This window comes from Shewanella sp. SG41-3 (assembly GCF_014164545.1).
GTDB classification, from domain to species: Bacteria; Pseudomonadota; Gammaproteobacteria; order Enterobacterales; family Shewanellaceae; genus Shewanella; species Shewanella vesiculosa.
Window position 1 is genome coordinate 52,066 of record NZ_JACJFJ010000005.1, and the last position, 14,380, is coordinate 66,445.

General features: G+C 42.3%; 11 protein-coding genes, 2 tRNA genes and 1 riboswitch. Of the genes, 9 read left to right on the plus strand and 4 right to left on the minus strand.

Features of this window, described 5'->3' with window-relative positions:
• Window positions 1-8: 8 nt before the first annotated feature.
• Window positions 9-1,562 (minus strand): LysM peptidoglycan-binding domain-containing protein, encoded by a 1,554-nt coding sequence (locus H5164_RS11150; protein ID WP_182756145.1) that lies wholly within the window; start codon window positions 1,560-1,562, stop codon window positions 9-11.
• A gap of 152 nt (window positions 1,563-1,714) precedes the next feature.
• Complete coding sequence (gloB, locus tag H5164_RS11155) at window positions 1,715-2,494, minus strand: hydroxyacylglutathione hydrolase (RefSeq protein WP_182756148.1); 780 nt, start codon at window positions 2,492-2,494, stop codon at window positions 1,715-1,717.
• A gap of 171 nt (window positions 2,495-2,665) precedes the next feature.
• Between gloB and H5164_RS11160 the strand changes: the two genes are divergently transcribed.
• A complete protein-coding gene (locus H5164_RS11160) occupies window positions 2,666-3,445 on the plus strand; it encodes a methyltransferase domain-containing protein (protein ID WP_182756150.1) in 780 nt (259 codons plus the stop codon).
• 26 nt (window positions 3,446-3,471) lie between these two features.
• Here H5164_RS11160 and rnhA read toward each other — a convergent pair whose 3' ends face one another.
• On the minus strand, window positions 3,472-3,945 hold the full coding sequence (rnhA, locus tag H5164_RS11165; RefSeq protein ID WP_182756152.1) for a ribonuclease HI: 474 nt from the start codon (window positions 3,943-3,945) through the stop codon (window positions 3,472-3,474).
• Window positions 3,946-4,022: 77 nt separating this feature from the next.
• Between rnhA and dnaQ the strand changes: the two genes are divergently transcribed.
• From dnaQ to H5164_RS11185, 4 genes are all read left to right on the plus strand, one after another.
• Window positions 4,023-4,751 carry a DNA polymerase III subunit epsilon gene (gene dnaQ / locus H5164_RS11170; protein ID WP_124018165.1) on the plus strand — a complete coding sequence of 243 codons (729 nt, stop codon included), beginning with the start codon at window positions 4,023-4,025 and terminating at the stop codon, window positions 4,749-4,751.
• 10 nt (window positions 4,752-4,761) lie between these two features.
• The gene (locus H5164_RS11175) at window positions 4,762-6,099 is read left to right on the plus strand and encodes a TIGR03503 family protein (protein WP_182723666.1); all 1,338 of its coding nucleotides are present in this window, start codon (window positions 4,762-4,764) and stop codon (window positions 6,097-6,099) included.
• Window positions 6,100-6,221: 122 nt separating this feature from the next.
• A tRNA-Asp gene (locus H5164_RS11180) sits at window positions 6,222-6,298 on the plus strand.
• Between the two features lie 83 nt (window positions 6,299-6,381).
• Window positions 6,382-6,458 (plus strand) — tRNA-Asp (locus H5164_RS11185).
• Window positions 6,459-6,935: 477 nt separating this feature from the next.
• Here H5164_RS11185 and H5164_RS11190 read toward each other — a convergent pair.
• Window positions 6,936-9,062 carry a TonB-dependent siderophore receptor gene (locus tag H5164_RS11190; protein ID WP_182756462.1) on the minus strand — a complete coding sequence of 709 codons (2,127 nt, stop codon included), beginning with the start codon at window positions 9,060-9,062 and terminating at the stop codon, window positions 6,936-6,938.
• 280 nt (window positions 9,063-9,342) lie between these two features.
• Window positions 9,343-9,442: riboswitch (TPP riboswitch) on the plus strand.
• A gap of 206 nt (window positions 9,443-9,648) precedes the next feature.
• Here H5164_RS11190 and thiC point away from each other — a divergent pair.
• The 4 genes from thiC to thiS are packed head-to-tail and all read left to right on the plus strand — an operon-like array spanning window position 9,649 to window position 14,378.
• Complete coding sequence (gene thiC, locus H5164_RS11195; RefSeq protein ID WP_182756154.1) at window positions 9,649-11,649, plus strand: phosphomethylpyrimidine synthase ThiC; 2,001 nt, start codon at window positions 9,649-9,651, stop codon at window positions 11,647-11,649.
• A gap of 5 nt (window positions 11,650-11,654) precedes the next feature.
• Window positions 11,655-13,349 (plus strand): bifunctional hydroxymethylpyrimidine kinase/phosphomethylpyrimidine kinase, encoded by a 1,695-nt coding sequence (locus tag H5164_RS11200; protein ID WP_182756156.1) that lies wholly within the window; start codon window positions 11,655-11,657, stop codon window positions 13,347-13,349.
• Complete coding sequence (locus H5164_RS11205; protein WP_182756159.1) at window positions 13,346-14,164, plus strand: HesA/MoeB/ThiF family protein; 819 nt, start codon at window positions 13,346-13,348, stop codon at window positions 14,162-14,164. The genes H5164_RS11200 and H5164_RS11205 overlap by 4 nt, the downstream gene beginning before the upstream one ends.
• Entirely contained in the window at window positions 14,151-14,378 is a 228-nt protein-coding gene (gene thiS, locus H5164_RS11210) for a sulfur carrier protein ThiS (protein WP_182698557.1), read from the plus strand. The genes H5164_RS11205 and thiS overlap by 14 nt, the downstream gene beginning before the upstream one ends.
• Window positions 14,379-14,380: the final 2 nt, after the last annotated feature.

Consider the following 14,380-nt stretch of genomic DNA (forward strand, 5'->3'; position numbering starts at 1 on the left):
AATGTTAGTTAGCTATTGGTCATAATCAATTTTAATATTTGACCAGGTTGAATTAGCTTGCTGTTTTGCAAACTATTCCATTCAATTAACTCTGCCACCGTCACTTTATATTTTACTGCTATACGCGCTAACGAATCACCTGATTGAACACGGTAGTTAACCGTTTTTTCATTATTACTGGTGCTTGCTGTCATTTCATTTGGATAAATAACTAAGTTTTTACCTATTGATAACGTTGACTGTTTTGTCAGGTTATTCCACTTCATTAATTGTGCCACAGTCACTTGTTGTGACTGAGATATTTTCCATAATGAATCACCAGACTTTACCGTATAGCTTTGCTTGTTGGGGCTAGATTTCACAACTGCTTTACGAGCGAGAACTTGGTCTGCTGTCATAGTCGCTAAATCTGGGTCTTTCGCAGCAACCGGAATAATTAAAAATCGTCCAGCAATAATGTTATTGCCTTTAATACCGTTACTGCTTCTAATTAAAGATGCTGTTGTTTCAAATTGGTCAGCAATTCGACTGATGCTGTCACCAAACTTAATTTTATAGCGAACCCAGTTAATACGAGAGTCTGGTTCTATAGTGGCTAATGCAAGTTTAAAGTTTGTTGCTTTATCACTAGGCAATATTAATTGATGCGGTCCTTGTGGTGCAGTTGCCCAACGCTTTAAACCCGGATTGAGTGCCTTTAAGTCAACTATATCAATTTGAGCTAAATCGGCTGCTAGGTTGATATCAAGTTGGCTCTCAATAGGAACAACTTCTATTTGCGGCACATTGTCGATAGGCGTTAACGTTATGCCATATTTATCGGCATGCTTAATGACATCAGCCAATGCTAATAATTGTGGGACGTAATGTGCCGTTTCTTTGGGTAACGATAACGACCAAAAATCTGTTGATTTGCCGCGAGCTTGGTTGTGCTTAATCGCATTTAAAATTCGACCTTCACCTGAATTGTATGCGCCAAGTGTATAAAGCCAATTTTGATCCATTTTAGGATAAAGGTACTGAATTAAGTCTAATGCACCTTTAGTTGACGAGGCCACATCGCGGCGACCGTCGTACCACCAGTTAGTTTTTACCCCAAAAGACGTGGCAGTTGGTGCGGTTAATTGCCAAAGGCCTGAGGCATGACCACTGGAATAGGCTAGTGGATCAAAACCACTTTCAACTATCGGTAATAAGGCCAGTTCAATAGGCAAATGACGCTTTTCGAGTTGATCGACAATATAATACAAAAATGGGCTAGCGCGTTGAGTGATAATTTCTAAATGTTTGGGATTATCGATGTACCACTGTCGATAGCGAGCAACTAATTCGTTGTCTGTTATCGGTAGCGTCATTTCATTACCGATCCGCAGCCATAGATTATTGACTTCGGAAACTTGTACTTCTATTTCATCTAGTGTTACTGCCGACGACTTTTTGCTTTTAGCGTTTATGGCGACAGTCTGTTGATCTATATCTGTTTGCGGGCTAGTACTTTGAAGGGGCTGACACCCTGTTATTGCCAGTATGCTACCAGCAATAATAAATAAGTTTGCTTTCATTTGAAGATACACTTCCTCAAGTTCTCAGGGCGTTAAAATAAAGGCTCGAACATACCAAGTGCCTATGAGACTCTGTTGGTCATGCTTTAGTTCAGTTTGGCATTGTAGATTAAATTATTTAGCTTGTCTTATTAAAGTGTTTTCATGTTACTTTAGAATTGGTTCTTCCATTCTCTTATTAAAGTAAATGATTGAATCTCATTAATATTGTCGATCCTGCCCTTAGCGGATATTGCGACTTGGGTCTCATTTAAATGGCAGCGAAGGAACGGGTTTATGGCTTTTTCTGTCGCGATAGAACTCGGAATGGTTGGTTTATTTTGTGAGCGTAATTGATCCACTTTATTGGCATAATCAATTAATTGTAAATTTTTTGGCGTGACATGTAAGGCAAAATCCAGATTGGACCGGGTATATTCATGAGCACAAAAAACCAGAGTTTTATCAGGTAAATTGGCTAACATAGTTAATGAATGCAACATTTGCTCAGGCGTTCCTTCGAATAAACGTCCACACCCGCCACTGAATAGGGTGTCGCCACAAAATAATTTATCGTCAATATAATAAGCAATGTGACCTAAAGTATGCCCTGGAACGGCCATGACTTGAGTTAGTCCTAAATGTGGAATATCGATACTCATCGTTGACTCTAGGGTCAACGGCTGGGTTAATCCATCAATGCGCTCGTTACTGGGTCCATAAACAGTCAAGTTATCATTGAAGTGTTGTTGCAGTTTTTCGATACCGCCAGTGTGATCACTATGATGATGAGTAATCAATATGCCAATGAGGTTTAGATCGGTAGTGGCTAAATAATCGATAACAGTTTGACCACAACCTGGATCAACCACATAAGCATTAAGGCTGTTTGTTTGATGGATTAACCAAATGTAGTTGTCATTAAAAGCTGCAATGGTATGAACGTTAAGCATAATCTGACTCGTGTGATGATTGACTATCTGTTAGGGTAACGGATATCGTTTAATAACTTCAAGTAAAGACAGATCGAAGTTTCAATTATGCTTAGCTGAAAATTAAATACCTTATGGTAGAGTGAATCTAATCAATACAACATTTTTGCACAATAAACCTTGGCGGGCTTCATGTTAAAACCCCTTATTTGGCAAGATTTACCTTTTGGTGAGTTATTGCAAACCGAGATAGAAGCTAAATTGGCTCCTTGGTGGCCCCGTATATTTGGTTATCATTTACTCAAGGTTGGGGCGTTAAGTGGTCAGCTAAATAGTTTATCTTGCAGTATTACTCGGCATTTTTCTGTTTATGACGCTACAAATGCCAGTATTCAGGCTGACCCACACCATTTACCCATACAGCAAAGTGCTATTGACACAGTATTAAGTTGTTTTTTACTCGAGTTCGAGTCAGATCCCTACCAAATTTTACGTGAGTTTGACCGGGTTCTCATTAGCAGTGGTTATATATTCATTGTCGGTTTTAACCCTATCAGTCCAGCTTTTATTGGTAAGATTTTACCAAAGTATCAAACTCAATTACCTTGGAGTGGGCAGTTTTTTATGCCATCTAGAGTGAAAGATTGGCTTGGGTTATTGGGCTATCAAGTCTTAGCGGATGAGCGTTTAATGTATCATTCGTTGTTAGGACAAGGTGCGGATAACCGTGGCCATCAAGCTAAAAAAAGCCCGCAAACTCCATTGTGGCAAAAAAGTATTGCTAACTGGTTACCTAGCACGGGCAGTGTCTATTTAATCGTAGCTCGAAAAATGACCACTCCGCTAACACCCATTAAAGATAAATCCAAAATAAAAGCGCCTACCTGGTCTCCGGCGCCAACGGCAGGTCGTTCAGGATTAACAAATACCCAAGGTGTTGAAAAAGCGTTGATAAAGCCCAAAAATTCCTAAGTATATGCAAATAATGAGCTTGACTCTTATTCGGGCTGATATCCAACATCAGTTTGTTGAGGTTTAGCTTCTGCGGCTTTTCGGGCTAACACGTCACAACGTTCATTTTCAATATGGCCCGCATGGCCTTTTACCCAGCGCCAGTCAATTTTGTGTAATTGACTTACTGCGTCTAAACGTTTCCATAAATCTACATTTTTAACTGGTTGCTTAGTTGAAGTCATCCAGCCCTTTTTTTTCCAGCCATGGATCCACGTCATAATACCCTGGCGCATGTACTGACTGTCACTGGTTAAAATGATATTACAGGGCTCATGTAAGGCTTCTAATGCGATAATTGGAGCCAAAAGCTCCATCCGATTATTGGTCGTTAATGAAAATCCGTCAGCCATTTCGTGCTGCTGATGTTTATATTTCATTACCACGCCATAACCACCCGGTCCTGGGTTTCCTAAGCAAGAACCATCAGTAAAGATATACAGCTGTTTGAGTTCGGCCATCAAGTTGTTACCATAGCTAAATATTCGCGCCAGTATACTCAATTTATACAAAGGCGAGGGCTGAATGAGTAAAAAATATGAACATTATTTCTAGTGCAAGTCGTCAAGTTATTCTCGATACCGAAACCACAGGTATGAACCAAGCTGGTGGCCCTATTTATGTGGGACATCGCATTATTGAAATTGGTTGTGTTGAGGTGATTAATCGCCGTTTAACCGGCAGGACTTATCATCAATATATTAATCCTGGTCAAGCCATTGATGAAGAAGCGATTCAAGTGCATGGCATTACCAATGATCGTGTTGCCAATGAGCCACGGTTTCACCAAATCGCCAAAGATTTTATTGATTTTATTGATGGTGCTGAAATTGTCGCTCATAACGCTAACTTCGATGTTAGCTTTATGGATCATGAGTTTTCCAAACTCAATCCAGTTGGTCCCAAAACCAAAGATATTTGCAGTATTTTAGACAGTTTAGCCATTGCCAAAAGGTTACATCCTGGCCAAAAAAATAACCTAGATGCACTGTGTCGACGTTATGGCATCGACAATGGACGTCGCACCTATCATGGGGCGTTACTTGATGCTGAAATTCTCGCTGACGTTTATTTAATCATGACCGGTGGACAAATTAAGTTTAATTTGTCTAATGAAAAAGCGGGCCAAGAGGGCGGCGGGATAAAAAATATCGATCCTGCAGCGTTTAATCTTAAAGTCGTTGGCGCGTCAGCCGATGAATTACTATTACACGAACAACGACTTGATCTCATTGAGAAGTCAGGTAAATGTCTCTGGAGAGGGTAAACCAACTTTTATGAGTGCCATTCGTGCCGGTTATCTAGCGATTTCTTATTTATTTTTGCTAAGTATCATCTTAGTTTGGCAATCTACTGCCCAAGCTTCAGTGGTAGCTGCATCGCAAGCTGCAGAATTAAAAAATCGTTTTCGCATTGATCATATGGTTGATCATCTCACATTAGTGATCCAACGGAGCTATGGTTCAGCCCCCGTTGTGGTGATTTTACCCGATGGCAGTAAATGGTATTCAAATCGTCATCCACAAACCGTCAAGTGGGTTGACGGTATTGCTGCCGACATGATTTATATTGAGAAGCCGATGCCTGGTCCTTGGCAGTTATTAGGCAGTGTGGTGGAAGGATCGACCATTCAAAAAATTTCTGCACTCGATATTGCAGTGGAACCTTTACCTCAGCCTCTTTATCAGGGCGAACGCTTGAAGGTGACGGCAAGGCTGTTAGGTGATGATTTAACCATGAGAATGCCGGGTTTAGACTATATGGTGGAATGGACCGCTCGTTTCACCAGTCAACACCTTGCTACTGACGATAATTTTGCTACTGGTACTGTTATTGTTGGCGAATATAAAGACAATGGTGAATTGTTTGATGAAGTTCCAGACGATGGCATCTTTACTGGCAGCCAAAATTTGCAACAACCCGCGGGTCATTATGTGCTTAATGTCACTGCGCGAAATAATGTGTTTGAGCGCGAATATACAATGCCTTTTGAGCTTTCAGCACAACCAATACAGGTTAAAATGGTGCCTAATAGCGACCCATTAAAAGAGATATGGCAGATCCAATTAGCGGTTGATGAATCAGTGGTGATACTGGCACAAACACATTTTGAATTTGAGTTAGTTGGTCCTGCCGGTTTATCGCTGCCTTTAACCGTTCAAACCGTGACCAGTGCAAATCAAATTCTCTTTTTACCTAAAGTGACCGAATATGGCAGTTATCGTGTTCAAGGGCATGCGTTCTCCACGACTGTCGATGGTCGTGAAATTGTCCTGAATTTACCTGAAATGTTTTTTAATTTGATTGAGCCTCCAGCTCCGGCTCCATCGGTTGAAGAACTGGCTGAAAAAGCGGCTATTCAAGCTGAATTTGAAGAGCAAGAGGCTAAAGATAATGCAATGTTCTGGATTATTACCATCAACGGAATACTGTTTTTGTTCGGTGTTGTGGGCTTAGTGATATGGCGTAAAAAGCAGACTCTTGCCAAAGCGATGGCTGCAGCAGAAGAAAGGCTAAAGCAAAATCCTGAAAGTAATCAAAATTCCCAAGAGGGTCTGCTTGAAAGTGTTGATTTAGACGATATTGACCTGACTATGCCTGATGATAAAAACTAATATTTTGAGTGTTTTTTAGTCACAAAATGCGCAATTGAGCAAATTTTGACTAATTGAGCTAAAACAATTAAAAAACAGTTGACGATTAATTATCACAACTTTATTATTCATCGCACTTGTGTGGAGCGGTAGTTCAGTTGGTTAGAATACCGGCCTGTCACGCCGGGGGTCGCGGGTTCGAGTCCCGTCCGCTCCGCCATTCAAGTACCTGTTTGCACTTAATAAAATAAACAGTAAATCGTTTAATATTGTTAGTTTTATTAAGTGTATACAAACCGTTTTGGAGCGGTAGTTCAGTTGGTTAGAATACCGGCCTGTCACGCCGGGGGTCGCGGGTTCGAGTCCCGTCCGCTCCGCCAAATAAATAAAAAAGCCTCTACAGCAATGTAGAGGCTTTTTTATTTTAAGACGGAGCTGAATGCTTAAGCCAATCGAGATAACCACAGAGTGATTTCAGCATCAGATTGAGTAAATAGCCATTACGGCGCAAAGCAAAACATTATCCTTAGGGTAGGTGACATCTAAATCCTACCCATCAAGTAAGCCGCTTTATCGAGCTTGTTTTGCATACAATTAACCGCAGTATGAATTGTAGCGTCTTGGCTGACGACTCCGTCTAAAAGCTAACTTTTATTTATTTAAACATAATTCATTCGAGGCTATATCGCATCTTGGCTGTTGCCATTATTGATAACTATCACCGCTGCTCAGCAGCACCCACTCAGTTCCGGTCATAGTGGGTGCTTTTAATACTGAAAATATATAGCTAAGCAATGTGATCTCGACGGCTTAAGGTAATTGTAATCGATACTTTTTTCGCTAGTATCTACCCAGCACTAGAATGCGTAATTAATATTCAATTCAAGCGATCGTCCAGCTCCGGCTATTTGTTCAAAGCCGTTACTGTTGTCTGTTTTGTATTGTGCAATACTGACCCCGCCTAAAGGCAGTTGATAATATTCGTCGAGTAAGTTTTTCACGGCGACAGTCATTGTTGCACCTTGCCATTGGATACTGCTGCTTAAGTTAAGCAGAGAGTAACTGTTGGTTGTATTTTCTAAGCGCTGACTATCAACGCGATCTTTGCTCGCGACCCATTGCCAGCTAAGGCTATTTTTCCAATCACCAAGTTCTTGGTGAAGAGCAAGTTCAGTTTGTAATGGCTTTATTTGATACAGAGGCTCGTCACCGTTATCTCTTTCGCCGTGAGTGGCAGTGGCATTAGCAACCATGAGCCATTTGCCACTGCGGTTTTCTGCTAGTTGGTATTCAGCATCAATACGTGCCCCAAACAGAGTCGCGTTAACATTGGTAAACTGTAAAATATTGCGGCGAGTATTAGTCATAGGTGTTTTGTTAAAACTATCAACCTCATCGGCATCAATATAATCATTTATTCTGCTGTACCAAGCGGTAGCGCTGAAGGCTAAGTCATCTTGTACCAATTTATAGGCTGTACTTAAGGTATGTGCTGTTTCGGCATTGAGGTTTGGGTTACCTATATAGCCATTTCCATCACCAAACCAACCGATCATGGTTGTTGCCATGGTGCTTTGACCCCAACTGTAACGTTCATATAAATTTGGCGCTCGGCTTTTTCTCGCTAAACCAACCTCTATGACTTCAGTGTCACTCAATTGATATCGAGCCAGAAGAGTAGCGTCGATAATATTGTCATTACGCTTACGATAAAGGCTGTTAAATTCATCTGCGGCTATGGCATTGACATTGGTGATGCCCATCATCGCCATAGTGTTATAGGGTTGTACTTCAGCAGCGTTTGTTGACACGTATTCATATCGGACGCCAGCTGATAACCACCAACGACTATTTAGAGTGTGTTGCCATTCACCATAAAGAGCAGCACGTTGACGCTTGCCGTCATTAATATTGACATAATCATTAGGTCCCATCATAGATGAACCTTCGATAGCGGGCCAAGTATCGTCAAGTTGATAAACATAATATTCTTGTCCAATCAACAAGGTACTGTCTGAACTTATGGGTAATTGCCAATGCAACTGGTAGCTATAATCTTTTCCTTTGGTTTCCATCGGCATCTTGCCGGTTTTTTCGTCAGTAAAGAATCCCATTTCATGTTCGACGCTGTGCCAATTGGCTTGTGCTGTAAACTCGGCATCATTTTCTAGTGAACGCTGATAACGCACTAACGCTCCATAGCTGTCATTGTTAGTCATATCCATATATTGGTTAGCGAAACCCTGATAAGGAATATGTTGATGAGTGAGCTTAATGGCTACTTGTTGGGTCTCATCTTGCCAAGCTGCCGTTAGCGCATGGTTTTGAGATTGATATAGGGTGTCGAGTACTTTATCGCCATGACCATCGGTATAACTGTTGGCATCTTCAAATGACCCTTGATAGCTAAAACTTAACGTTTTACTGGCAACGGTGGCATTGACGCCAGCAAGAAAAGCATCATCGGTACTGCGATAACCACTAGAAACATTACCACTGTGCCATGTTACAGCGTCGCTATCAGTGAACAGTGGGTTTAAACTGCTGATTTTTATCACACCAGCAATATTATCACCGCCAGCACTTACCGGAGAGACTCCCGCGACGACTTGCGTTGAACTGATTTGATTTGCAGATACATATGAGAGCGGCGGGTTCATCTGGTTTGCACATGATGAAGTGATGTCACTACCATCAATAAGGATTTTGATCCGATCGCCCATCATGCCGTTTAAGATGGGTAAGGCTGACACACCGCCAGCCTCAGAGAAATCGACGCCTTGCTTTTTTAAGAGGTTTTCAGCCGAACCTAGTAGGTCTTTATGTGTTGTTTGCTGTCCTTGTACTTTGACATGTTCAACACCTTGGCTGTTTTGTATGTCATAAGATTCAGCTCTTACTTGCGGCGTTATGGCCAGTGTTACTGCCAATGCAATTGATGAGTAAGCCCATGGGGCGTTATTCGTTAATTTAATGGTTTGCATTACTTTGTGCGTCAAAGCTATCACCTTTATTGTTTTTTTATAAACCTTTGATGAGTTAATTTCAAAGGAGATTGTTCACCTTAATAAATTATAACCTGCTAATAAATATGAAGAGTGCGACATGATGTCGCACCTTTATAAATATATGCATCAAGTGTTGAGTGAATACGATAGATAAGGGATAAAGCTAAACTAATGCCGGCATGTTAACTCATAGATGTCATAGCAATAGATGATAGTTAGGGCTTGATATTTTGTTTAAAGCTTGCCTATACTGATGCACATCTTGTCGGAGTGCCATTATGGCTGAGACCGTTTATTCGGGATCCGTTGAACCTGATCAGGCTAGAACCTGCGAAGGAAACAAGCGTAATAATCATTATTATTGGGAAGATAATAACGTTTTAACAAGACAGTAAATGGACGTTTACCTCCGAGTTTTTTATCGGTTTATATGTCCAGTTAAGTTATTACTTTAGTATTTTTCTATGTGGTTATTGACGTAAGCGATAGTATTTTTATTGTTTACTGCTGCTATCAACACCTCTCCAGACAAGCAACTCTACTCTTAATAATGAGGTTGCTAATGTCAAATCCAAACCGTCGTCAAACTCGAGCTAATGCTCAACAATTTATTGATACCCTTAAACCGTTACAACATCCTAATTCTGAAAAAGTCTATTTAACGGGTAGTCGTGCAGATATCAACGTTGCTATGCGTCAGGTTAATCAAACTGAAACCGTCATTGGCGGCACCGATGCAAAGCCCATTAAACAAGCCAATCCACCTATCATGGTCTATGACTGTGCTGGCGCTTATTCTGATCCCCTTGCCGAGATTAATGTGCGTCAAGGTTTAGCTAAAATCCGTCAAGCATGGATTGATGAGCGACAAGATACCGAGCAATTAACCGGTGCAAGTTCAGGTTTTACTCAACAGCGACTTGCTGATGATGGCTTAGATCACTTGCGTTTTGATGCCCTAGTTGCGCCGAAGCGAGCCAAGCCGGGCAAATGCGTGACCCAAATGCATTATGCTCGCCAAGGTATTGTTACCCCTGAAATGGAATACATTGCCATTCGTGAAAACATGGCTCGTGCTGAAGTAACTGACACCGTATTGACTCAAAAGGCACCAGGAGAGGCTTTTGGTGCGCATATTGGTCAGCTGATCACTCCTGAGTTTGTCCGCGATGAAGTCGCTCGAGGTCGAGCGATTATCCCACTCAATATTAACCATCCTGAAACCGAACCTATGATTATTGGGCGTAATTTTTTGGTGAAGGTGAATGCCAATATTGGTAATTCGGCGGTGACATCGTCAATTGAAGAAGAAGTGGAAAAACTGGTGTGGTCAACTCGTTGGGGCGCCGATACCGTCATGGACTTATCGACCGGACGTTATATCCATGAAACCCGTGAGTGGCTTATCCGTAATTCGCCTGTGCCAATTGGTACTGTGCCGATTTATCAAGCATTAGAAAAGGTTAATGGCGTTGCCGAAGATCTCAGTTGGGCGGTATTTAGAGATACGCTAATAGAACAAGCCGAGCAGGGAGTAGATTATTTTACCATCCATGCTGGGGTGTTATTGCGTTATGTACCCATGACCGCCAAACGCCTTACCGGTATTGTGTCGCGTGGCGGTTCAATTATGGCTAAGTGGTGTTTAAGCCACCATCAAGAAAGTTTCTTATATGAGCATTTTCGCGATATTTGCCAGATTTGCGCCCAATACGATGTGTCCTTGTCGTTAGGCGATGGTATGCGCCCCGGTTCAATTGCCGATGCCAATGATGAAGCGCAATTTGCAGAATTAGAAACCTTAGGCGAATTGGTTAAAATTGCATGGGAATATGATGTGCAAACCATCATCGAAGGCCCTGGTCATGTGCCAATGCAGTTGATTAAAGTCAATATGGAAAAGCAATTGGCCCTTTGTGACGAAGCGCCTTTTTATACCTTAGGCCCACAAACTACCGATATCGCGCCGGGTTATGATCACTTCACCTCAGGGATTGGCGCTGCCATGATGGCTTGGTATGGCGTGGCGATGTTGTGTTACGTCACCCCCAAAGAACACTTAGGCTTACCTAACAAAGAAGATGTAAAACAAGGCTTAATTGCCTACAAGATTGCAGCTCATGCTGCTGATGTCGCTAAAGGTCATCCAGGTGCACAAGTGCGTGATAATGCGTTATCCAAAGCCCGCTTTGAATTCCGTTGGGAAGATCAATACAACCTAGGCCTTGATCCTGATACCGCTCGTGCTTACCACGACGAATCGTTACCACAAGAATCAGCAAAAGTGGCTCATTTTTGTTCAATGTGTGGGCCTAAATTTTGCTCGATGAAAATAACCCACGAAGTGCGTGAATATGCCGCGAATCTTCAACAAGCAGAAGCACTTAAGATTGAAGTCTCTGCCGCCAGTGCTTATCAAACTCAACCTATGGCTCAAGCCATAAATCCGTCCGAGGCTATGGCGCAAAAGTCGGCTGAGTTTAAAGCGTCGGGATCGGCACTGTATCACGCCGTCAAACCAGCAGCACAAGTTGATACCGACTTAGCGGTAGAGGTTGAATAACTATCATGAATTCATCGACATTTGTCAGTGAATCCATAACGCAAACCCCACCCATTGTCTGGACCATAGCCGGTTCAGACAGTGGTGGTGGTGCGGGGATTCAAGCTGATTTACTCACCATGCAAGACTTGTCATGTCACGGGTGTAGCGTAATAACCACATTAACTGCGCAAAACTCAGTCAGTGTAAGTCTTGTTGAAACCGTTTCTGAATCCATGTTACTGGCTCAGTTGACCAGCTTATGTGCAGATCTGCCGCCGGTAGCGATTAAAATTGGCCTGTTGGCATCCCAAGCACAGGTAAATATATTGGCAGATTGGTTAACTCAGATACGATCTAGACTAATTATGGCTCCTTTTGTGGTGCTTGATCCTGTGATGGTCGCCAGCAGTGGTGCCAGCTTTAATCCTATGGATCTCGATTTTAGTCCTCTCATTGGCTTAATTGACTTATTAACCCCTAATCAGCATGAGTTAGGTCGCTTATGTCATCATTGCGTTTTAGCGCAACATCGAAGTGATAACCTCAATCTCGAATCATCGATTGAGATCGACCCCATGAGTACTCTGCAACTGCAGATGATTAACGACGCTAAGTGGTTATCAAATATATTTAAATGCCATGTACTCGCCAAAGGTGGTGATGCTCATTGGCAGCACGATGCGACAGATATTTATGTCAGTACAAGCGTACCAGGTGCCAGTGTTGCACACAGTAATGCCGTGTTTATGTTAAGCAGTCAGCGGATAGTCACTAATAACAATCATGGCAGTGGTTGCACTTTATCATCTGCAATAGCATGTTTTATTGCCCATGACTTAGTGATCCATGATGCTATTGTGTTGGCAAAAGCTTATGTCAATAAGGGCTTAGCATTAGGTTTCAGTCTAGGGCAAGGTCCTGGGGTTTTAGCCCGTACCGGTTGGCCCGATGATTTACAGGCTATGCCGTTAATCAAGTTGATTACATCAGACAATCTCGCTCAAGCTTCGTTTAAACACACAGCCCATAATGACTTTAAATCGCTGCTAAAACCACTCGGTATTTATCCAGTGGTTGATGACCTAAATATACTCAAACAGCTGCTATCAGCTGGCTGCAAAACCATTCAATATCGCACTAAACTCGATAGCGACACTTGTTCGGACAGTCTGCAGCGATTAACACTCGAAACTAATATTATTGAAGTGATTAAACTGGGTCGAGAGTTTCATGCTCAGTTATTTATCAATGATCATTGGCAACTGGCGGTTAAACACGGTGCGTTTGGGGTTCACTTAGGCCAAGAAGATTTGGCGACTGCAGATTTAACCGCGATAGCTGCAGCTGGAATGGCATTAGGGTTATCGAGCCACAGTTATTTTGAAGCCTTGTTAGCTCACCAATACTCACCTTCCTATATTGCCCTAGGGCATATTTTTGCTACCACCACGAAACAAATGCCATCAGCCCCCCAAGGGATCACTAAGCTTACACGTTATGTCAGCTTATTTTCGCGTCATTATCCAACGGTAGCGATTGGCGGAATCAATCTCAGTAATCTTGAGGTCATTGCCATGACTGGGGTGGGTGATGTTGCGGTTGTCAGGGCCGTGAGCGCTGCTGCAGATCCCGCTAAAGCTTATCAAGCGTTAAATCATAAGTGGTTACAGTTGACGCGATCATTATCGAAACCGAGTGTCTATGCGGAGGTGAGATGAATATACTATCGGATCAGCAGTATATCCAGTACTCACGCACCATGTTACTCAGTGATATTGGCGAGACTGGCCAACTCGCCATTATGAATAGCTCGGTCGTCATTATTGGCATGGGCGGATTAGGGCATCTAGTCGCTCATTACCTCGCGGCGGCAGGTGTTCAGCATATGTTATTGATTGACCATGATGCTATTGAACTATCTAACTTGCCACGGCAGCTATTATTCACTGCCGCAGATATTGGCCAAACCAAAGTTGCTGTTACTAAAAGAGTGCTTAATCGTGCTTACCCTGAAATCAACATCAATACTATCGCGGAAAAAGTTACTGCCCAGCATTTTTATCAGCTTATCAAGCGAAAAGTAACCAAGCCTTTAGTATTTGACTGCACTGATAATTTCAAGACACGGCAGCTTATTAATCAACTCTGCGTTGAACAGAAATTGACGTTGGTTAGTGGCGCAATCAGTGGCTATCAAGGACAACTATTTTGTATTGATTTTTCAGACTCAGGCTCTAATTCACACCCAAATAGCGGCTGTTATCGTTGCTTATATCCACTTGATATGACGATTACGCAAAATTGTACTCGAGCAGGAGTTCTTGGGCCTGCTGCGGGCATTATTGCCAGTATGCAAGCGCTGGTGGGCATACAACATCTCAGTAATACCTTCACTCAATACGGTATTTTACATTGCTTTAATGCTAAAAACTTACATTGGCAGCATGCCCATATGAGCCAAGATCCAGAGTGTGCAGTGTGTCATCAACAGTCAGTCACTCAGCTTTCGGAGCAGCCCAATGACGCATATTAATTGCCACTCTCAGATTGCCTTGCAACTCAATGGGGTCGAACAAATCGTTAGGGCTAATTTGAATTTGGCCGAATTACTGATTTTAAGTGATCTACCCACTCAAGCGGTCGCCATAGTCGTCAACGATAGTGTTGTACCACGAAGCCGATGGGTGCACGTATTGTGTCAAGCGAACGATAATATTACGGTTTTTTCTGCCGTTGCTGGAGGTTAATA